The organism is Achromobacter sp. RW408, from assembly GCF_003184165.1.
Taxonomy (GTDB): Bacteria; Pseudomonadota; Gammaproteobacteria; order Burkholderiales; family Burkholderiaceae_B; genus Achromobacter; species Achromobacter xylosoxidans.
The window spans coordinates 1-20,277 of the sequence record NZ_QHHO01000047.1; the positions used below are offsets into that span (position 1 = coordinate 1).

General features: G+C 67.4%; 16 protein-coding genes. 8 read left to right on the forward strand and 8 right to left on the reverse strand.

What is annotated here, in order from left to right; all coding sequences use genetic code 11:
- Positions 1 to 140 precede the first annotated feature (140 nt).
- The 3 genes from DK459_RS16305 (at position 141) to DK459_RS16315 (ending at position 5,272) form a co-directional block, all read left to right on the forward strand.
- Positions 141 to 1,544, forward strand: a complete 1,404-nt coding sequence (locus DK459_RS16305; RefSeq protein ID WP_058207648.1) for a DKNYY domain-containing protein — start codon at positions 141 to 143, stop codon at positions 1,542 to 1,544.
- 201 nt (positions 1,545 to 1,745) lie between these two features.
- Positions 1,746 to 3,635, forward strand: coding sequence for a molecular chaperone HtpG (gene htpG, locus DK459_RS16310; protein WP_110134901.1), 1,890 nt, complete (start codon positions 1,746 to 1,748; stop codon positions 3,633 to 3,635).
- Positions 3,636 to 4,072: 437 nt separating this feature from the next.
- On the forward strand, positions 4,073 to 5,272 hold the full coding sequence (locus tag DK459_RS16315; RefSeq protein WP_110134902.1) for an MFS transporter: 1,200 nt from the start codon (positions 4,073 to 4,075) through the stop codon (positions 5,270 to 5,272).
- Positions 5,273 to 5,275: 3 nt separating this feature from the next.
- Here DK459_RS16315 and DK459_RS16320 read toward each other — a convergent pair whose 3' ends face one another.
- The 8 genes from DK459_RS16320 to DK459_RS16355 all read right to left on the reverse strand — a co-directional run bounded on the left by DK459_RS16320 (position 5,276) and on the right by DK459_RS16355 (position 15,454).
- Positions 5,276 to 7,459, reverse strand: a complete 2,184-nt coding sequence (locus DK459_RS16320) for a TonB-dependent siderophore receptor (protein WP_024070519.1) — start codon at positions 7,457 to 7,459, stop codon at positions 5,276 to 5,278.
- A 41-nt stretch (positions 7,460 to 7,500) separates the two neighbouring features.
- The gene (locus DK459_RS16325; protein WP_024070518.1) at positions 7,501 to 8,961 is read right to left on the reverse strand and encodes an ABC transporter permease subunit; all 1,461 of its coding nucleotides are present in this window, start codon (positions 8,959 to 8,961) and stop codon (positions 7,501 to 7,503) included.
- Positions 8,962 to 8,971: 10 nt separating this feature from the next.
- A complete protein-coding gene (locus tag DK459_RS16330) occupies positions 8,972 to 10,360 on the reverse strand; it encodes an ABC transporter permease subunit (protein WP_020926189.1) in 1,389 nt (462 codons plus the stop codon).
- Positions 10,357 to 11,067 carry an ABC transporter ATP-binding protein gene (locus DK459_RS16335; RefSeq protein ID WP_110134903.1) on the reverse strand — a complete coding sequence of 237 codons (711 nt, stop codon included), beginning with the start codon at positions 11,065 to 11,067 and terminating at the stop codon, positions 10,357 to 10,359. Before DK459_RS16335 ends, DK459_RS16330 begins: the two co-directional genes overlap by 4 nt.
- 232 nt (positions 11,068 to 11,299) lie before the next feature.
- Positions 11,300 to 12,610: an MFS transporter gene (locus DK459_RS16340; RefSeq protein ID WP_024070516.1), complete on the reverse strand. Its 1,311-nt coding sequence runs from the start codon at positions 12,608 to 12,610 to the stop codon at positions 11,300 to 11,302.
- Between the two features lie 32 nt (positions 12,611 to 12,642).
- Positions 12,643 to 13,791: a galactonate dehydratase gene (gene dgoD / locus DK459_RS16345; protein WP_006391563.1), complete on the reverse strand. Its 1,149-nt coding sequence runs from the start codon at positions 13,789 to 13,791 to the stop codon at positions 12,643 to 12,645.
- The gene (locus DK459_RS16350; RefSeq protein ID WP_110134904.1) at positions 13,788 to 14,441 is read right to left on the reverse strand and encodes a 2-dehydro-3-deoxy-6-phosphogalactonate aldolase; all 654 of its coding nucleotides are present in this window, start codon (positions 14,439 to 14,441) and stop codon (positions 13,788 to 13,790) included. The genes dgoD and DK459_RS16350 overlap by 4 nt, the downstream gene beginning before the upstream one ends.
- Positions 14,438 to 15,454, reverse strand: a complete 1,017-nt coding sequence (locus DK459_RS16355; protein ID WP_006385734.1) for a 2-dehydro-3-deoxygalactonokinase — start codon at positions 15,452 to 15,454, stop codon at positions 14,438 to 14,440. The genes DK459_RS16350 and DK459_RS16355 overlap by 4 nt, the downstream gene beginning before the upstream one ends.
- 256 nt (positions 15,455 to 15,710) lie before the next feature.
- On the opposite strand from DK459_RS16355, the gene DK459_RS16360 reads away from it, so the two are divergent.
- The 5 genes from DK459_RS16360 to DK459_RS16380 all read left to right on the forward strand — a co-directional run bounded on the left by DK459_RS16360 (position 15,711) and on the right by DK459_RS16380 (position 20,095).
- The gene (locus DK459_RS16360; protein WP_053499578.1) at positions 15,711 to 16,550 is read left to right on the forward strand and encodes an IclR family transcriptional regulator; all 840 of its coding nucleotides are present in this window, start codon (positions 15,711 to 15,713) and stop codon (positions 16,548 to 16,550) included.
- Positions 16,551 to 16,742: 192 nt separating this feature from the next.
- Positions 16,743 to 17,249: an RNA polymerase sigma factor gene (locus DK459_RS16365; protein ID WP_006385736.1), complete on the forward strand. Its 507-nt coding sequence runs from the start codon at positions 16,743 to 16,745 to the stop codon at positions 17,247 to 17,249.
- A gap of 72 nt (positions 17,250 to 17,321) precedes the next feature.
- Entirely contained in the window at positions 17,322 to 18,341 is a 1,020-nt protein-coding gene (locus tag DK459_RS16370) for a FecR family protein (protein WP_110134905.1), read from the forward strand.
- A 134-nt stretch (positions 18,342 to 18,475) separates the two neighbouring features.
- Entirely contained in the window at positions 18,476 to 18,736 is a 261-nt protein-coding gene (locus DK459_RS16375) for a helix-turn-helix domain-containing protein (RefSeq protein ID WP_006385738.1), read from the forward strand.
- A gap of 3 nt (positions 18,737 to 18,739) precedes the next feature.
- Complete coding sequence (locus tag DK459_RS16380; protein WP_110134906.1) at positions 18,740 to 20,095, forward strand: type II toxin-antitoxin system HipA family toxin; 1,356 nt, start codon at positions 18,740 to 18,742, stop codon at positions 20,093 to 20,095.
- Positions 20,096 to 20,277: the final 182 nt, after the last annotated feature.

A 20,277-nucleotide genomic window follows, 5' to 3' on the forward strand; every position in this document is an offset into this window, starting at 1 on the left:
TCGGCCAGGGCGGGGGTAGGGGAGGAAAGTGCGGGATTTTAGCGGGGAAGACCCCCGGGCGCACCGCGACCGCCGCGGGGCCGCCAGGAGGCTTGATAGAATTCCTGTCCGCCAACCAGGGGCCGCCGGCCCGGGAATCGATGCAAAAGCGCACCAGAGGGATCGTGATCGGCCTGGTCCTGTTGATCGCCATCCTGCCGCTGTGCCTGCTGTTCTGGTTGATCGACGACGGCGACAATTTCGCCGCCATCGATCGTGGCGAGTCCTACGGCAGCAGTATCTACAAGCGCTACCAGGGCGAGGTCTATGCGGCCGTGCCCAGCAATGGCTATTACCGGATGCCCGAGGCCGACCCGGCCGGCCTGCAGACGTTCGACACCGGTCGCTACGACGGCCGGCAGGCGGCGCGCGACAGCCGCCACGTGTATTGCGGCAACCGCGTGCTGCCTGGGATGCGGCCCGGATTGACGCGCTACCTGGGCAACAGCTATTTCAGCGACGGCGCCATCACCTATTTCTGCGACTTTGCGTCCGAACTCAACCGCGACCTCGGCGGGCTGGACGAGGTCTGGCAGAAGATCCTGTATCGCGCCGGCAAGGGCGACAAGCCGCAGACTTACCTGTACCCGTTCCTGGCCCTGCCGGCCAGCGCCCAGCCGTATCGCCCTTTGCTCGACCGCCAACTGGCCACCGACGGCGCGCGCGTGTTCTACGAGGGCCGCGAAATGCCGCGGGCGGACCCGTCGCGGCTGCGCCGTATCGCGGCGATCCAGGGCGGTGAAACGCGGCCGGGCAACGACTTCTTCGCCGATGGCAGCCGGGTGTATTACCGGGAAACGCCATTGCCGCTGTCGGATGATCCGGCGCTCTATACCTTCATGGTGGGCAACCTGCACCGCCAGCCCTATCTCTATGACCGGCGCGATGGCATGGTGTACCTGGGCGCGCTGGCGTTCGACGCGGCGCATGCGCCGTACCGGCTGCTGAACGAGCCGGGACGGCACGTGCACCACGCCCTGTTCGCCAGCAAGGACGGCATCTACTTCTATGACAGCGAGAAGCGCCAGGTGGAGCGCGCCGGCGACGATCCGTTCGCGGCGGGCGGCTTCACGGCGCTGTCGCCGTACGTGTTCTGGGACGGCAGGCAGCTGCTGTTTCTCAAGAGCAAGGAGGTGTGGAGCCGCTCGCGCGGCGGGGGCGGCCTGATGTCCCGTTCCACGCTGGTCCTGCGCATGAAGGACGCGCCGACGGGCCAGTGGACCAAGCTGGGCGATGTCTATCACGGCTTCGGTTCGGTCTGGCGCCACGGCGATGCGCTCTATTATCTCGACGAGTTGGGCGCCACCCAGCTGATCTACAGCCCGATCTACCGCATCCTGGACCACAAGGCGGCGGATTTCCTGTTGCGGTCGCAGCAGACCCGGCAGATCAAGGCGGATGACATCCGCAAGCTGGTCCACGGCGGCACGCTGGCCGTGCCCGCGTTCGACGAGGTGCTGGAGGCAAAGACGCGTTATCGCCGCGGCTTGCTCTCCCTGTTCTGATGTGCCGGGCGGCGCATCCTTGCCCGTTCGGTTCCCCTTTTTTCGTGTTCGCCGGCAGGGCTGGGGCGGGCCGGCGATTTCCCGGTCTTGAAATATTTCGGATGGCCCCCATCACAACAGGGTTTCCCGGAAACCGCCTGGGCTGCGCGCCCCGCCATCCGGCTTTCTTTTGTCCCTAATTTTCCGACTTTTCATACAACGATGAGCCAAACCGCCACGTCCGAAACCCTGGGATTCCAGGCCGAGGTGAAGCAGCTGCTGCACCTGATGATCCATTCGCTGTACAGCAACAAGGAAATCTTCCTGCGCGAGCTGGTGTCGAACGCATCCGACGCCTGCGACAAGCTGCGCTTCGAGGCCATCGATAATCCGGCGCTGCTGGAAGGCGATGGCGAGCTGGCCATCACCGTCAGCTACGACAAGGACGCGCGCACCATCACGATTTCCGACAACGGCATCGGCCTGTCGCGCGAAGAGGCCGTGGCCAACCTGGGCACCATCGCCCGTTCCGGCACGCGCGAGTTCTTCTCGCAGCTGACCGGCGACAAGCAGAAGGACGCGCAGCTGATCGGCCAGTTCGGCGTGGGCTTCTATTCCTCGTTCATCGTGGCCGACAAGGTCACGGTGGTCAGCCGCCGCGCCGGCGCCACCGACGCGATCCGCTGGGAGTCCGACGGCCAGGGTGAATTCACCATCGCCGCCGCCGACAAGGCCACGCGCGGCACCGACGTCACGCTGCACCTGCGCGCCGACGAAGACGAGCTGCTCAACGGCTGGAAGCTGCGCGAGATCCTGCGCCGCTACTCCGACCACATCTCGCTGCCGATCCGCATGGCCAAGGAAGAGTGGGATTCGGAAAAGGGCGAACAGGTCAAGAAGGACGAACTCGAAACGGTCAACCAGGCCAACGCGCTGTGGGCCCGCAACAAGGCGGATGTGACCGAGGAACAGTACCGCGAGTTCTACAAGACGGTGTCGCACGACTACGACGACCCGCTCGCCTGGACCCACAACCGCGTCGAAGGCCGCAGCGAATACACCCAGTTGCTGTACGTGCCCAAGCACGCGCCGATGGACCTGTGGGACCGCGACGGCCGCCGCGGCGTCAAGCTGTACGTCAAGCGCGTCTTCATCATGGACGATGCCGACCAACTGTTGCCGTCGTACCTGCGCTTCGTGCGCGGCGTGATCGACTCGGCCGACCTGCCGCTGAACGTGTCGCGCGAGATCCTGCAGGAAAGCCGCGACGTGCGCGCCATCCGCGAAGGCTCGGCCAAGCGCATCCTGTCGCTGCTGGAAGACCTGGCCGAAAACAGGCCGGAAGACTACGCCACGTTCTGGTCGGAATTCGGCCAGGTGCTCAAGGAAGGCGCGGGCGAAGACCACGCCAACCTGGAACGCATCGCCAAGCTGATGCGCTTTGCCTCGACCCACACCGGCGACCAGGCCCAGACCGTGTCGTTCACTGACTACGTGGCGCGCATGAAGGAAGGCCAGGACAAGATCTACTACGTCACGGCCGACACTTTCGCCGCTGCCAGCAACAGCCCGCACCTGGAAATCTTCCGCAAGAAGGGCATCGAGGTGCTGCTGCTGTCCGACCGCGTCGACGAGTGGATGCTGTCGTACCTGCGCGAATTCGACGGCAAGTCGCTGGTGTCGGTGGCCAAGGGCGGCCTGGACCTGGCCGAGCTGGCCGACGAGGAAGAAAAGAAGCACCAGGCCGAAGTGGCCGAGGACTTCAAGCCGCTCGTCGAGCGCCTGCAAAAGACCCTGGAAGACCAGGTCAAGGAAGTGCGCGTGACGCTGCGCCTGGTGGATTCGCCGGCGTGCGTGGTGGTGGGCCAGAACGAACTCAGCCCGCACCTGCTGCGCATGCTGAAGGCGGCCGGCCAGGAAGCGCCCAACGTCAAGCCGGTGCTGGAAATCAACCCGGAACACCCGCTGCTGGCCCGCATCCGCGCCGCCGAAGACGGCGAGTTCGACCAATGGGCCCGCCTGTTGCTCGACCAGGCCCTGTTGGCCGAAGGCGCGCAGATCGCCGACCCGGCGGCGTTCGTCAAGCGGCTGAACGCGCTGCTGCTGAAGTAAGCGCGGCGGTACGAAGGCAGGAAAAGGGCGCCCGCGAGGGCGCCCTTTTTCATTGGCGAGCGGCGGTTGTGGCCGGACTACCTCGTTGGGGATGGAATCGTGCAATCGGTCCCTGTTGTCCTCGACGCATATTCCCGCTCGGTAATTTCTTGATGAACAACGCGATTTCCGTCGAAAGAATTACCGAGCGGGAATTTTCTTGTGCAATCCGCGCGCATAAAACGTGTGGCGTTGACGGGCCGAGCGCGTTCCTCTCTCGAACCCCCCACGTCATTCATGACTCCAGGTCAAAAGTCTTTCCCCGTTTAGTCGCTTTTTCCGTAAGGGTATACCCGTCATACTGGCCGCCTGTCTTCCGATCAGACCCGCCCCACGCTCCGGCCTTCGCCGCGACGCTTCTGGATTCCCTGGTCGGCGCACCCAACCAAGGAACCCGTATGTCTACCTATGAAACCCCGCCGGTGAAAGCCGGCCTGCCATTGCTGGCATTGGCCGTCGGTGCCTTCGGCATCGGCGTCACCGAATTCTCTCCCATGGGCCTGCTGCCCGTGATCGCCGACGGCGTGGGGGTGTCCATCCCCAGCGCCGGCATGCTGATCAGCGCCTACGCCATCGGCGTGATGCTCGGCGCGCCGCTGATGACCCTGGCGCTGTCGCGCTGGTCGCGCCGCAAGGCGCTGATCGTGCTGATGGCGATCTTCACGCTCGGCAACCTGCTGTCGGCGCTGTCGCCCAACTACACCACGCTGCTGCTGGCGCGCCTGGTGACCAGCCTGAACCACGGCGCCTTCTTCGGCCTGGGTTCGCTGGTGGCCGCCAGCGTGGTGCCGCGCCACAAGCAGGCCAGCGCGGTGGCGACCATGTTCCTGGGGCTGACCATCGCCAACGTCGGCGGCGTGCCGGCCGCGACCTGGCTGGGCCAGGTGATCGGCTGGCGCATGTCGTTTGCCGCCACGTCGGTCCTGGGCCTGGTGGCGATGCTGTCGCTGTGGTTCGCGCTGCCCGCCGGCGAGGCCGGCCGGCGTCCGGATATCCGTCATGAACTGGCGGTGCTCAAGACCCCGGTGGTGCTGGTGGCGCTGTGGACCACGGTGCTGGGCGCGGGCGCGATGTTCACGCTGTACACCTACGTGGCGCCGACCCTGGCGGAACTGACCGGCGCATCACCCAATTTCGTGACGGCGATGCTGGTGCTGATCGGCCTGGGCTTCACCATAGGCAATACCGCGGGCGGTCGCTTCGCCGACCGTTCGCTCGATGGCAGCCTGATCGCCTTCCTGGTGCTGGTGATCGCCGACCTGCTGGCCTTCCCCTGGCTGGCGCAGACCCCGGTGGGCGCCGCGATCGGCCTCTTGATCTTCGGTTTCGGCACGTTCGCCGTGGTGCCGCCGCTGCAGATGCGGGTGATGCGCGCCGCGACCGACGCGCCCGGCCTGGCGTCGTCGGTCAACGTGGGCGCCTTCAACCTGGGCAACGCGGTGGGCGCGGCGGCCGGTGGCGGCGTGATCTCGGCCGGGCTGGGCTACGCCGCGGTGCCGGTGGCCGGCGCGGTGATCGCCGCGGCCGGCCTGGGGCTGGTGCTGTGGCAACGCGCCGCCAACCAGCGCCAGCGCAAGCTGGCGGTGCAAGGCTGCTGAACGTCAGAACTCGAACGTCGCGCCCAGTTCGTACGTGCGCCCCGGCGCCAGCAGCACCTGGCTGGTGGCGCGGCCGCCGTAGTAGGCGTAGAGCTTGTCGGTCAGGTTGCGCACGCGGAAAGTGATCAGCGCCGGCCGGATGCGGTAGCTGACCGCCGCGTCCACCGTGGTGTGGCTGTTGATGCGGACCTGGTTGGCGTTGTCGGTGTAGATCTTGCCGGTGTGGTTCAGGCCGACGAAGAAGTCCATCGGCACGTCCTTCAAGCGGTAGGTGGCGTACAGGTTGGCGACGCGCTCGGGCACGTTGGGCGGGGTGTTGCCCACGCGGGAGGTGCCGTCGGCCTCGGTCAGCGAATCGAAGCGCGCGTTCAGCGCGGCGATGTTGCCCGACAGCGTCAGCTGTGGCGTGATGCGCCAGTCGGCCGACAATTCCACCCCGCGCGAGGATTGGCGGCCATTGTTGACCGTCACGCGCGGGTCGTTGGCGTCGCGCGTCAGCACGTTCTCCAGCTTGATGTGGTAGACCGCCGCGGTCCATTCCACGTCGCCCAGGCTCTGCTTGAAGCCGGCTTCCCATTGTTCGCCCTTGGCCAGCGGGAACGAGGCATTGGACTGCGACAGCAGGAACAGCGAGCCCACCGGGATGGTGGCATTGGTGTACTGCGCGTAGACCGACGACGACGGCGCTACGTCGTATACCGTGCCCAGGCGCATGGAATTGGCGCTGTAGCGCGTGCCGAAGGCGCTGCGGGTGCCGGCATTCAGGTCGGTGACGCCGCGGTCGACGCGGATGCGGTCGTAGCGGTAGCCGCCCACCACCGTCCAGCGCTCGGTCAGCTTGAGCGAGTCTTCCAGGAACAGCGCGGCGCCGCGCACGTCGGTGGTGAAATCGGTGCGGTTGCCGGGGCCGCTCATCAGCGCCGGGTCATCGTTGAAGTAGCCCACGTCCGGATTCCACAGCGAGACGCGCAGCGCGTCCGCGGTGGCGGCGGAGCGGTTGGAGAAGCGCCGCTCGCTGTCCAGCGTGGTCTTGCTGAGTTCGCCGCCGATCACGAACTTGTTCGACAGGCCGGCGATGGTGCCGTCATGGCTGGCGTCGAAGCGGTCGATGAAATAGCGTTGGTGGTGCGTGATGATGGTCTGGTCGCGGTCGATCGACGCGGGGGCGCTGAAGGTGGCCGATTCCGAGTTCTTCCACAGGCGGTCGACTTTGTTCATCGCGAATTCATTGCGCAGCGTCCACGACGGCGTCAAGCGGTGCGTGACGCGCGCCCGCAGCCAATAGGATTCGGCCTCGTTGCGGTCGTCCAGCACGTTGTAGTTCTTGCGCGCCAGGGCGCGGTCCAGCACGCGGCCATCGGGCGTGCTGACCACGCCAGTGGGATCCTTGGCCAGGCTGCGCGGGATCAGCGGCGTGCCCCAGTAGGCGTGGCCGGTGTCGCGCGAATAGTCGAACGACAGGTCCAGCCGGGTGGCGGGAGCGACGTCGAAGGCGATGCCTGTGGTCAGGTGGTCGAGCTTGTTGCTGTTGCGGTCGATGGTGCCGACGCGGCTGTCGTTGTGGCTGTAGTCGATGCGGTAGGCGCCGGTCTCGCCGAAGTTGTCGCCCAGGCCGATGCCGGTGCGGGTGCTGCCGTAGCTGCCGTAAGAGAACATCGCTTCGCGCGAAGGGTTGTCGCGATCGGGGCGCTTGGTCTGGAAGTTGACGATGCCGCCGATGGCGCTGTCGCCCTGCAGCACCGACGCCGGGCCTTTCAGCACCTCGATGCGTTCGTAGTTCCAGGTGTCTTCGACCCGGTTGGTCGAGCCCGCGCCCGACATGCGCAGGCCATCGTACAGGTACAGGATGTCGGTGAAGCCGCGCGAGGACAGCGTGGTGGGCGAGGACGGCGGGCCGCCGCCGGCCAGACCGGTGGCGCCGCGCAGGGCTTCGCTGAGGGTGCTGGCGCCGCGCTCGCGCATGGCCTGTTGCGACACGATCTCGACCGATGCCGGCGTCTCGCGCAATGTCAGGCCCAGCCGCGAGGCGCTGCTGCTGCGGCTGTCCAGGTGCAGGCTGTCCGCGTCGCTGGCGGCTTCCACGCGGATGCTGGGCAGTTCGGCCTCGCGCGCCTGGGCCTCCTGGGCCTGGACATTGGGCACGGCGGTGCATGCCGCGAGGGCGGCGGTGGATACGACTCTTCTCATGACGCTTTCCCGAAACTCGATGGGGGGTGAAAAACCTGTCTCTAGACCACGCGGTAGCGGCGCAGGCGCCAGCCGGCCAGGGCCAGCAGCAGCGCCGCGGGCACCAGCAGTTGCAGCAGCGCGCGCGCGGCCCGGGCGCGGACGGCGGCGGGATCCTCTTCCCGCCACTGGAATACCGGCATGGCGGCGAAGTCCGCGGGCGTGATGGCGCGGCTGGCTTCGATGCGGGGCAGGAAGAAGTCCTTCCAGGCGCGGTGGTAGGCGTCGATCTGCCGCATGAAATGCGCGTGGCGGCGTTGGCCGGTGCCGGCCAGCGCGGTGATGCCTTCAAAGGCGACCGCCGCCGGCGACAGCACGCTGTAGCGCGCCACCAGCGCCTGCTGGCGCGCCATCTGCGCGTCGAAGCGATCCAGCTCCGGTTGCATTGCCGCATCCACCTGGCGCTCGACGCGGGCGTGGCCCAGCGGACGGCCGGTGATTTCCAGGCGGCCATCGCGTGGAATCAGGGCGTCGGGCTTGTCCATGTGCTCGTAGTCGGTCGACAGCAGGGCGGCGTGGTCGCGCATGGCCAGCGCCGTGGCCACGCGGGTGCGGGTGGCCAGTTCGGCGCGCGACGGCGCCGGGCTGGCGTAGGCGGCCACCAGGTTGAGCAGCACCGGCACCACCAGGACCAGCAGCACCCAGCTGACCATCAGGATCATGGCGTTGGCGGCGGAAGACTTGCCAAAGGCGTTGACCGCGACCACCGCCGCGAACCAGAACAGCGCGTAGGCGCCGACCAGCAGCGCCCACCACAGCGTGGCGCTGGCGGCCTGCAACGCCTGGGGGCGGGCGATCAGCAGGGCGGCCACCGGCAGCAGCACCGCGGCGCCCAACAGAACCGCTGCGCGCAGGACCACCTTGCCGCTGATCAGGGTCAGCAGCGACAGCGGCTGCGACAGCAGCAAGCGCAGCGTGCCGTCTTCCTTTTCGCCGGACAGCAGGTTGTGCCCGAGCGCGAAGATCAGCAGCGGCAGCAGGTAGACCACCACGAACGCCAGGTCGAAATGCCCGCTGAGCAGGTGCCAGGGGTTCTCGATGTCGTTGTTGTGGATGAAGTTGACCTTGCTGTCGTAGGTCACCTTGAATTGCGACGGGAACAGGTCGGTCTGGCCCAGCGCCACCGGCGCCAGCGGCACGCTCGGCATGATGGCGTAGTGCGCGCCCAGGCCGCCGCCCATGTTGGCGGGGCTGGCGGGGTTGCCGAACGGCGTGGGGGTCTCGCTGCCGTCCATGATGCGCTGCAGCTGCGCCAGCTGGCTGGCGCGGTTGTGCGCATCGGCGCGCGCCAGCGCGGCCTGGGCCTCGTCTCGCTGCGACGTCTGCAGCAGGCCGTTGAAGACCGCGTAGGCCACTAGCAGCAGGAACAACAGGCCGCACAGCCACAGCGCGCGCTCGCGCGTCAGCAGGCGGAGTTCGTGCCGCAGGACCATCCCGAAGCGGCGAAATTGCGTATCGTGCACCGGAAGTCTCCTACAGGGCGGTCTGGCGGGCCACGGCGCGCCAGGCGAAGGCCACGCTCAGCAGCAGCGCGGCGGCCAGCATCAACAGGCTCAGGCGCGCCTGGTGCAATGCCCAGCCGGCCGCGGGCGGCTGGTAGCGGAAGGGCGGCACGCGCGCCCACAGCGACGGATTGGCCTGGTACGAGAAATGCTGGTGTTCCAGCGTGTCGGCGTGCGCCACCAGGTCGGCGCTGACGATGTCCTGGATCACGCGGCGCTGTTGTTCGGCGGCGGTGGTGAAATCGCGGTGGTGCGCAAAGTCGGTGCCGGCCATGGCGGCGGACAGGGCGCGCACCGCCAGCAGCGGCATCAGCCAGCCGGCCGATTCCTGCACGGCCTGCTGCCGTTCCCAGGTGTCCCACAGGTGCCCGAAATGGCGGTCGTAGACCGCGTAGCTGGACTGGTCGTCGAGCTTGAGCGCCAGACCCCATTGGTTCAGCGGTACGTCGCGGCTCCAGCGCTCGGTCGTGCCGAAGGCCTGCATCCAGACGCGGTCCGACGTGGCTTTCAGGTCATCCTGCAAGGCCTGGTTGAATTCGAGGCGGGTGGGGCTGGGATAAAGTCCGCGCGACAGCTCGGCCATGACGCGCGGGGCGATCACCGTATTGGCGATCCACAACGCCAGCAGCACCGTGATGGCCACGCGCGAGGAGCGGGCGGCGGCCGACACCCCCAGCGTGACGAAGATGAACGCGGCCAGGTACACCGCGTAGCCGCCGGCCAGCACGCCGAAGCGCCACAGCGCATCGGCCCGGCCGCCCGCCAGCCACACCGCCACGATGGCGGCCAGCGCGGCCGGCACCAGCAGCAGGCCCAGGCTCAGCGCCAGCGCCGTGGCCTTGCCCCACAGCAGGCGCCAAGGCGCCACGCCCAGGCTCAGCGTCTGGCGCAGGATGCCCTGTTCGCGTTCGCCCGAGAAGGCGTTGAAGCCCAGCACGATCACCAGCAGCGGCCCCAGCGCCTGCAGGATCCAGGCGGCCGACAGGTCGCCGAAGCGCTGCAGGCCGGTGGCGTCCTGCGCCGGGCGGAACTTCACCTCGCTCTGGCGGTGCGCCTGCAGCCACACGGTGCTGCCGATATACGGATTGATGCCGGGATCGAGCAGCGCCAGCGTGGTGTCGGGCTTGAAGACGTGCATGCCCTGGTGGGCGGCATCGTGCGGATGGCGCGCGCCCTGCTTGAGCCAGTCGCTGTAATCGGTGTTCTGGGCCGCGGCCTGTTCGGCGCGGGCCTCCTGCTGATGCAGGTAGCCCACGGCCAGCGCCGTCATCAGCAGCACCGCGACGATGCCGCCGGCCCAGTAGAGCCGGCCGTCGCGCAGGCGTTCGCGCAGGTCCTTGAGGGCGATCAGGAGGATCATGCCTCGGTCCTCATGTGCGCCAGGTACAAGGCCTGCAGATCGACGTCGCCGATCTGCCGGGCGTCGAGGTTTTCGACCAGCCGGCCGCGTTTCATGATGCCGACGCGGGTGGCGGTCTGACGCGCATGGAACAGGTCGTGGGTGGTGGCCAGGATGGCCACGCCGCGTTCGGCGGCGCGTTGCAGCAGGCGGGTGAACTCGGCGGCGGCCGACGGGTCCAGCCCCGAGGTGGGCTCGTCCAGCAGCAGCGCGCGCGCGTCCTTGGCCAGGGCCACGGCAATCCACACCTTTTGCCGCATGCCCTTGGAATAGGCGGCCACGCGCTTGTCGGCCGCGGTCGGGTCCAGCCCGACTTCCGCCAGCAGTTCCAGCAGCCGGGCGCGCGGCGGCGCCTCGCCCAGCGCCAGCGTGGCGAAGTAGCGCAGGTTTTCCAGCCCGCTCAGGGTGCCGTACAGGTTCACCTGTTCGGGGATGTAGGCCACGTGGCGCTTGCTGGCGAGCGGTTCACGCGTCACGTCCAGCCCATGGATCAGCGCCTGGCCGCCGTCGGGGGCGATGAAGTTCAGGAACAGGTTGATGGTGGTGGTCTTGCCGGCGCCATTGGCGCCCAGCAGGCAATAGATCTCGCCCGGCTCGATGCGCAAATCCAGCGGGTGGAGCGCGATCTGGTCGCCGTAGCGTTTGGTCAGGCCGATGGCTTCGAGCACTGCAAGTCCTTCTTCGTCCGAAGATGCCGGGAAATCGAGGGGAGGGGGCGGAGCGCGGATGACGCCTGGGCAGGCCTTCCGGACTCCAGTGGGAATGACTATCGTTAGATATGATATAACATAACGTGATTATATCGCCATTCTCGCGCGGAACTCCGGCAAAAACGACAACCCAAAGCAGAAGGGCGCCCACGTGGGCGCCCTTCGCATAGGCTACGGCGGTGCGTGCGGATCAGGCCTCGATCCGCTCCACCTTGCCCACCAGCAGGATGTACGACAGCGCGCCCAGCAGCGCCAGCGACGACACGTACACGATGGCCGGCGCGAAACTGTCCTTCGACACCAGGAAGCCGATCACGATCGGCGTGCAGATCGACGACAGGTTGCCGACGAAGTTGAACACCCCGCCGGTCAGCCCCAGCAGCCGCACCGGCGCCAGCGCCGACACCAGCGACCACGTGATCGACGCCAGGCCGTTGCCGAAGAAAGCCACCGCCAGGAAGAAGATCACCCATGGCGTCGAGTCGGTGAAATTGGCGCCGATCATCGACGTCGAGATCAGCAGGCCCAGGATGATGGGCAGCTTGCGTGCCAGGCCCACGGTGGCGCCGCGGCGGATCAGGAAGTCCGACAGCACGCCCGAGCACAGCACGCCGATGAACGCCGCCAGGAACGGCACCGACGCCAGGAAGCCCGACTTGATGAAGTCCATGCCGCGGTACTTCACCAGATAGGTGGGGAACCACGTCAGGAAGAACCACAGCGTCGAGGTCAGGCAGAACTGGCCCAGGTACACGCCCCACAGCTTGCGCTGGCTCATCACCAGGCCCAGGTCGTTCCAGTTGAACGGCGCCTTCTTCTCGGTCACACGCTTGTCCAGGTCCACGACGCCGCCGCCTTTCTGGATCAGCTCGATCTCGGCCGCGTTGGCGCCCTTGAACTGGCGCGGTTCACGGTAGATCAGGTACCACAGCACGCCCCAGACGATGCCCAGCAGGCCGGTGCTGACGAACACCATGTGCCAGCCGTAATGATGTTGCAGCCAGGCCAGCACCGGCGTCAGGAACGCCAGGCCGACGAACTGGCCCGAGGTGTAGAAGCCGATGGCGGTGGCGCGTTCCTTTTCCGGGAACCAGGTCGTGACGACGCGGTTGTTGATCGGATAGGCGGGCGCTTCCAGCGCGCCCACCGCCAGGCGCAGCACGAACAGGATCACGAAGCTGCCGGCAAAGCCCATGAAGAACGTCGCCGCCGACCACAGGATCAGCGCGGCCGCGTACAGCACGCGCGGCGACACGCGGTCCACCAGCCAGCCGCCGGGGATCTGCATGGCGGCGTAGGTCCAGCCGAACGCCGACAGGATCAGCCCTTCGTGCACTGTGTCCAGGCCGAACTCGTCCTTGAGCGCGGGCGCGGCGATGGACAGGTTGCTGCGGTCCAGGTAGTTGATGACGACGGTGATGAACAGCATCACCATGATGAGATAGCGGCTGCGCGTCGGCCGCTGGGCGCTTTGCAGGCCCGGGTGGGTGGCGGTGGTCAAGGGGGTCTCCTCTTTCGCTTTTTTCTACCGGCTTACCACTCGGCGAAGCTGCCGTCGGCGTGGCGCCAGATGGGGTTGCGCCAGCGGTGGCCGACCGCCGCGCGTTCTTTCACGTATTCCTCGTTGACCTCGATGCCCAGGCCGGGGCCCTGCGGAATCGCGACCATGCCGTTCTCGTAGGCGAACACCTCGCGGTTGCTGACGTAGTCCAGCAGGTCGTTGGCGGCGTTGTAGTGGATGCCCAGGCTCTGTTCCTGGATGAAGGCGTTGTAGCAACCGGCGTCGATCTGCAGGCAGGTGGCCAGCGCGATCGGGCCCAGCGGGCAGTGCAGCGCCAGCGCCACGTCGTAGGCCTCGGCCATGGCGGCGATCTTGCGCGTTTCGGTGATGCCGCCGGCATGCGACGGGTCCGGCTGGATGATGTCGACGTAGCCGTCGGCCAGCACGCGCTTGAAGTCCCAGCGCGAGAACAGGCGCTCGCCCAGCGCGATCGGCGTGGACGTCAGCGGCGCCAGTTCCTTCAGCGCCTCGTAGTGTTCGCTCAGCACCGGCTCTTCGATGAACATCAGCTTGAACGGGTCCAGTTCCTTCATCAGCACCTTGGCCATTGGCTTGTGCACGCGGCCGTGGAAGTCCACGCCGATGCCGACATTGGGGCCGACCGCGTCGCGCACGGCGGCCACGTTCTCCAGGCACTTCTCGACCTTGTCGAACGAATCGATGTACTGCAGTTCCTCGGTGCCGTTCATCTTGACGGCGGTGAAGCCGCGCTCGACCGCGCCCTTGGCGGCCGCGGCGGTGTCGGCCGGACGATCGCCGCCGATCCACGAGTACACGCGGATGCGGTCGCGCACGTTGCCGCCCAGCAGTTGCGACACCGGCACGCCCAGGTCCTTGCCCTTGATGTCCCACAGCGCCTGGTCGATGCCGGCCAGCGCGCTCATGTGGATGGCGCCGCCGCGGTAGAAGCCGCCGCGGTACAGCACGGTCCAGTGGTCCTCGATGTTGCGCGGGTCCTTGCCGATCAGGTAGTCCGACAGTTCCTCGACGGCGGCGGCCACCGAGTGGGCGCGGCCTTCCACTACCGGTTCACCCCAGCCGACGATGCCGGCGTCGGTCTCGATCTTCAGGAAGCACCACCGCGGCGGCACGATGTAGGTAGTGAGCTTGGTGATCTTCATGCTTGGGTCTCCTGGGCGGGATAGGCGCGTTGCCAGGCGGCGATGAAAGCGCGCGCGTTCTGGCCGACTTCGTTGGCCGACAGGCCGGGTTTGTACAAGGCGGAGCCCAGGCCGAAGCCGCTGGCGCCCGCCTGGGCGTAGGTGGAAAGGTTGTCGGGCGTGATGCCGCCCACCGGCACCAGCGCGATCGGCGGACGCATCACCGCGCGCCAGGCCTTGAGCACGGCCGGGCCGAGCTGTTCGGCGGGGAACATCTTGAGCACGTCGGCGCCGGCTGCCAATGCCGCGAAAGCCTCGGTCGGCGTGGCCACGCCGGGGCACGACGCCAGGCCCGCCGCCTTGGCGGCGCGCACCACGGCCAGGTCGCTGTGCGGCATGACGATCAGCTCGCCGCCGGCGTCCTTGATGCGGGCCACGTCATCGGGATCCAGCACCGTGCCGGCGCCCACCAGGCAGTCGGCCGGCAGCGCGTCGCGCATGGCGCGGATGCTGGCCAGCGGTTCGGGCGAATTCAGCGGCACTTCGATCAGGCGAAAACCCGCGTCGTACAGCGCGCGCCCGATGGGCGCGGCCTCGGCGGGCGTGATGCCGCGCAGGATGGCGATCAGGCCGCAATGGGCCATGGCGGTTTGCAGTCCGGTATGGGTCATGGTGTGGTCTCGGAAGAAGGCGCGGCGGGCACCAGCCCGGCGCTGACGGCCAGATGCCACAGGCCGCGTTCGGTGGCGTGTTGCGCCAGTTGCGGCGTGCCCAGGCCGTAGTGCCGCAACGCCAGGATGTAGCGCTGGCACAGCGCATCGTCGCCGCACAGCACGATGCGCGGCTGGTCGCCCTGCAGGCGCAGCATGTCGGCCAGCGCGGAGATTTCGTGGCCGATCAGCAGGCCCGACAGGTAGTCGGCCTGCGACACGCCGGCCAGCTCGCCGGTCAGCCCCAGCGCGCGGGTGCTGAAGATGGTCGACAGCACGCCGGCGCGGCCGGCCGGCACGCCGGCCACTTTCAGGCCGCGCTCGAAGGCCGCCATGTCGGACGCCGGCGCCTCGACCATGGTGCGGCCCAGGATGGTGTGGCCGCGCAGCGCGGCATAGACCTCGCCGGTCATGAAGGTATCGAAGTGGGTGACCTGGCCGCGGCGCGCGTTGACCCATTTCGAATGGGTGCCGGGCAGGCCGATCAGCACGCTGTCGGCGGGGTCGCCGGCCTGGTCGAACAGCACGCCGAAGACCTGCGTTTCTTCGCCGCGCATCACGTTGGGCAGGCCGTGGCGCTGGATCAGGCCGGGCACGATGTGCACCGGCGTCGCGCCGTTGCGCTCGACGCGCGTCAGCAGGGTGCCGATGCGTGCCAGGTCGACCGGCACGTCCAGGTAGGCGGCTTCTTGCCAGCCCTGCGCGCTGCCGACCATGCCGCAGGCGATCACCGGCAGCTGCGGTTCGGCCCGCAGCCAGTCGCCGCAGGCCTGCTCGAAAGCCAGTTCGAAACCCGATTGGCCGCTCGGGGTGGCGGCGCCGTCCTGCAAGGGTTGCGGCAGGCGCATGATGCCCCACGGCAGGTGGCGGGTATCGAGCGTGCGGCCGGCGCCATCCAGGCGATAGGCGCGCAACGAAGAGGTGCCCCAGTCCAGCGCTATGAGGGCCGCGCGGGCAGGCGATCCGGTTGTCATCAGAATCTGTCTCGTCTCGGGGCGGCGGCGCGCTGCGGGCGAGGGCGCGCAAAGGGCGCGTCATTCGCGGGCTTGCAGGACCTGGCCGGCCTTGTTGTCGTCAAGCCCGCGATGGCGCCGGGGCGGCGTCAGTCGGGCTGGGAAAAATTCTAGATCAGCGCTTGAAAAATCTCAAAATATAGAATTAAATCCCATATATAGGGAATAAGCTTCGATTCCCGCTCCCCATATCCGACTCCCAGCGCCAGCCTTGTCCATGCCCGATTCTTCGACCGTCTCCCCCGCCTACGATCCCGACGCCGCGGCGCCCGCCGGCACGCAGACCCTGATGCGCGGCTTGGGCGTGATCCAGGCCGTCGCCGCGGGCGCGCGCGACCTCAAGGACATCTGCGCCCACATCGGCGTGGCGCGCAGCACCACGCACCGGCTCGCCAGCTGCCTCGTGCAGGAGCGCTACCTGCGCTCGCTGCCTGGCGTCGGCTACGTGCTGGGGCCGAAGCTGATCGAACTCGGTTTCCAGGCGCGCGAAGCCTTCCCCATGGCGACGCTGGCGCGGCCGTATCTCGACAGCCTCGCGGCCGACACCGGCGACACCATTCACCTGGCGGTGCGCGACAACGACGAAGTGCTGTATCTGGAAAAGATCCCCGGCAAGAAGGGGCTGGAGATGCGTTCGCGCGTCGGCCACCGCATGCCCTTGGCCGCCACCGGCGTCGGCAAGGCGCTTCTGCTGGATGCCGACGAACCGCAATGGAAGGCGCTGCATCGCGTCGGCGCGCCGGTGTCGTCGCGCGCGCCCGGCGGCCGGCAGACCTGGGAGGCCTTCCGCGACCGCATGCGCGACTACGCCGCCAACGGCTATGCCTTCGACCTGGAAGACAACGAGCCGTCGATCCGCTGCGTGGCGGCGCCGGTGCGCGATGCCTCCAGCGGCATCGTCGCCGCGATCAGCGTGTCCAGCACGGTGCCGTACATGTCGCTGGATCGCATGCGCGACATGGTCGACGTGGTCAAGGAGGCGGCGGCGCGCATCTCGGCGGAACTGGGATGGAAGGTGCAGGGCGCGCCCGCCAAGCCGCGCGACGCCGCCACGTAGCGCAGCACGCTGCCCAACAATGGGCGACCGCTGGCAAGCGGCGCGCGGCGTCCGCCGGCAATGCCAACCTCGGTCAAATCTCCGACCAATCCATATGCCGCCGCCACCGGCAGGGCGCCTTATCGGTGCTAGTCTCTTGCTCAATCATCAATGACGCTCATCACGAGTGAGTAGATCCCCGGCGACGAGCAAGTGGCGCCCCAACCTGATGTCGAGCGCCTGTATGCCGCCCATGCCGAGCGGCTGCGCCGTTACCTGTTCCTAAAGACTGGCGAAGCCGAGCTCAGCGCCGACCTGGTGCAGGAATGCTTCGCCCGCATCGTCGCGCAGGAAGACGAGCTGCCGTCCGACAACGTGCTGGCCTATCTGTACGCCATCGCCAACCGCCTGCTGATCGACCATCGCCGCAATCATCACCAGTCCCACACCGATGCTGTGTCGGACGACCTCCTGGAAAATATGCGCGACCTGCGCACCGCGCCCGACGTACACGTGCACGTCCGCCGGCAACTGGCGCGGCTGGCCGCCACCCTGGCGGAACTGCCCGTGCGCACGCGGCAAATATTCCAGCTCTGCCGCGTCGAGGGCCTGAGCCACGCGGAGGCCGCCCGCTACCTGGATATCTCTCCCAGCTCGGTGCAGAAGCACCTGGCGATGGCGTTGGACCTGATGCGCGAACGCTTGGGAGACGACCCTTGAACGCCCGCATCCGCGACTTTTTTTACTGTATTTCGTGGCTGGGCCGTTTATCTTGTTTATGAAGATCCCATCATGTACTCCTTGAGCCGCCCCGGCCGCGAACGACGCCTGCGCCGGCAGGCCAGCCAGTGGGCGTTGCGCCTGGCCGCCGGCGCGCTTGCGCCGGCCGAGCAACGCCGGCTGGACCGCTGGCTGGCGCGCGACGCGCGCCACGGCCCGGCCCTGGCCGATGCCGAGAGGGTCTGGGCATTGGCGGGGGAGTGCCGCGGCCTGCCGTTGTTCGTGCAGCCGGTGCCCCGGCCGCGCCGCTCGCATTGGCGTGCCTGTGCTGCGTCGTGGTGGCGGTCGGAACCCATGGCGCCGTGGCGCCGCGCGGTCGTGATGGCAGGTGTGGCGTTGGTGGTCGCCGGCGCGGCCGGTGCTCCGGATGCCGTGGCGCCCTGGTTGGCCGACTACCGCAGCGCGGTCGGCGAAATCCGCTCCTTCGATCTCCCGGATGGCAGCCATGTGCTGTTGGGCAGCAACAGCGCGCTCGACGTGGAATACGATGCCACGACGCGCCGCGTACGGCTGCTGCGCGGCGAAGCGGTGTTTGCGCCTGCGCCCACGGGCACGGACGAACCGCGCAGATTCGTGGTGGCGACCGCCGGCGGCAGCATGACCGCGCTGGGCACGCGCTATGCCGTGCGTCGCCGCGATGCCGGGCATGGCTGGATCGGCGTGTTGCAGCATCGTGTCGAGGTGGCGCTGGATCGTCCGCCCGCCTCGGGCGATGCGCGCGCGGTGCTGGCGGCGGGCGACAGCGCCACTTTCAGCCGCGCCCATGGCATCGAGCGTAGCGCCGTCGCACCCGCGCGCGGCGCGGCCTGGGCCGAGGGCTATCTCCTCTTCGAAGGCGAATCCCTGGGGCAGGTCCTGCAGCGCATCGGCAATTTCCGGCCGGGCCTGTTGATCCTGGCGAACCGCGCCGCGGCGCGCAGGCCGGTCAATGCGCTGTTCCATCTTGATAACCTCGACGGCGCATTGGCCACGCTATGTGGCGAGATGCGGCTTGCGCAGCTGCGGTTGCCAGGAGTGACGGTGCTGTACTGAATTTCCGAATACAAATCATATGCTGTAAATCCAAAAAACAAATCATGATTTGTATATTTGAAATACAGCCTATATTGCGTATGAACCGTTTACAGCCTATGCTTTGTAAACCTGAAAAACAGCGTGAGACGTGTATGGCCGACTACACCGTACGCACCGCGGAGCAATTGCCGGCATTGCTTCAGGCATTCCGAAAAAAGGCTGGGCTGACCCAGGCCGCCGCGGCTTTGCGGCTGGGTATCACGCAACAGACGCTTTCCGCCTTGGAGCGCAACGCGGAAAAGGTCGGTGCGGATCGGCTCCTGCAATTGCTGAGCATCCTGGGCGTGGAACTGGTGTTGCGCGAACCCGAGGAACCGCTGGCAAGCCGGCAGGTGTCCGATCAGGACTGGTGAGCCATGGGGCGTCGCTCGCACACACAGTCCCTGCACCTCTGGATGAACGGCGTCATGGTCGGCACCTGGAGTGTGCAGCCCCGCGCTGGCGACATCCTGCAATACGCCGACGCCTGGGTCAGCGCCGATCAAGGCAGGCCGCTATCGCTGTCGCTTCCCTTCACGCCCGGCAACCCGCCGCATCGGGGGGGTGCGGTTCGCACCTACTTCGAGAACCTGTTGCCCGACAGCCGGCAAATCCGCGAGCGTGTCGCGCGGCGATTCCATGCGACCGCAACCGATGCGTTCACGCTGCTTGCCGAAGTGGGCCGCGATTGCGCGGGCGCATTGCAGGTGCTGCCTGATGCCACGCCGCCCCAGGACGCGCGCGTGCTGAACGCGACGCCGCTGAGCGAGGCCGAAGTGGCGCAGGTACTGCGCAACACCCTTGCGCCGACGCCCTTCGGCGGCGCCGGCGCCGCCGATACCGACGACTTCCGCATTTCCATCGCGGGCGCCCAGGAGAAGACGGCTTTGCTGTGGTTCGATGGCCGATGGTGCCTGCCACATGGCGCGACCCCGACCTCGCACATCCTCAAAATGCCCTTGGGCCGGGTCGGCAATCTTCAGTATGACATGAGCGAGTCAGTCGAGAACGAATGGTTATGCTCGGAGATCCTGCGCGCCTACGGCCTGCCGGTGGCCCGCACGCAACCGCTGTTGTTCGAGGACATGAAAGTGCTGGCCGTCGAGCGCTTCGACCGGCGCTGGGCCCGTCGGTCGACGGGGCAACCTGGGCTGCTGCGGCTGCCGCAGGAAGACATGTGCCAGGCGACGGGCACACCGCCGCATCTGAAATACGAGGCGGATGGCGGGCCGGGCATGGGGCTCATCATGAGGCTGCTGTCCACGTCCCTGGACCCTGACCGTGATCGGCGGATCTTCTTTCAGGCACAGGTTATCTTCTGGATGCTGCGCGCCACGGATGGGCACGCCAAGAACTTCAGCATCTTCCTGCGCCCCGGCGGCGCCTACGAGCTTGCGCCGCTCTACGATGTGCTGTCCGCCTACCCGGTCATGGGAGCGCGCGCGAATCAGCTGTCGCCGTTCAAGGCAAGAATGGCCATGGCCGTGCGCACCAGGAATCCGCACTGGAAGATGCAGGACATTCAACGCAGACACTGGCTGGCGCTGGGCGCCGAGCATGGCGTCGTCACGCCGGACGGGCGCGACGCGCGTTTCGTGATCGACGACCTGGTAGCCCGGACCGAGCAGGTGATACGCACCGTCAGCGAACTGATTCCAACCGGATTTCCCGAAGCGCTCGCGGACGGCATTCTCGGCGGGCTGCAAGCCGCGGCGGAAAAACTGGCCGGGTAAATCACCGGCCGCCGCGAGATACGCTCGGCTCGGATGCACGGCCCTGAGTAAGACCAAGTCAGGACGCCTTCGCGCCGCTCTCCCTCTGGCAACTGTCTTTTCCGAACTTTTTTTACTGTAGTTCGATTCTCAAACGTTAATGGTAATGATGCGCGTTTGCATCGGCTGAAACCAGAGACGAA

Bases quoted from the DNA above. Each gene is read 5' to 3' on its own strand.
- DK459_RS16305 (WP_058207648.1), top strand. From the start codon at position 141: ATGCAAAAGCGCACCAGAGGGATCGTGATCGGCCTGGTCCTGTTGATC.
- htpG (WP_110134901.1), top strand. From the start codon at position 1,746: ATGAGCCAAACCGCCACGTCCGAAACCCTGGGATTCCAGGCCGAGGTG.
- DK459_RS16315 (WP_110134902.1), top strand. From the start codon at position 4,073: ATGTCTACCTATGAAACCCCGCCGGTGAAAGCCGGCCTGCCATTGCTG.
- DK459_RS16320 (WP_024070519.1), bottom strand. From the start codon at position 7,459: ATGAGAAGAGTCGTATCCACCGCCGCCCTCGCGGCATGCACCGCCGTG.
- DK459_RS16330 (WP_020926189.1), bottom strand. From the start codon at position 10,360: ATGATCCTCCTGATCGCCCTCAAGGACCTGCGCGAACGCCTGCGCGAC.
- dgoD (WP_006391563.1), bottom strand. From the start codon at position 13,791: ATGAAGATCACCAAGCTCACTACCTACATCGTGCCGCCGCGGTGGTGC.
- DK459_RS16350 (WP_110134904.1), bottom strand. From the start codon at position 14,441: ATGACCCATACCGGACTGCAAACCGCCATGGCCCATTGCGGCCTGATC.
- DK459_RS16355 (WP_006385734.1), bottom strand. From the start codon at position 15,454: ATGACAACCGGATCGCCTGCCCGCGCGGCCCTCATAGCGCTGGACTGG.
- DK459_RS16360 (WP_053499578.1), top strand. From the start codon at position 15,711: ATGCCCGATTCTTCGACCGTCTCCCCCGCCTACGATCCCGACGCCGCG.
- DK459_RS16370 (WP_110134905.1), top strand. From the start codon at position 17,322: ATGTACTCCTTGAGCCGCCCCGGCCGCGAACGACGCCTGCGCCGGCAG.
- DK459_RS16375 (WP_006385738.1), top strand. From the start codon at position 18,476: ATGGCCGACTACACCGTACGCACCGCGGAGCAATTGCCGGCATTGCTT.
- DK459_RS16380 (WP_110134906.1), top strand. From the start codon at position 18,740: ATGGGGCGTCGCTCGCACACACAGTCCCTGCACCTCTGGATGAACGGC.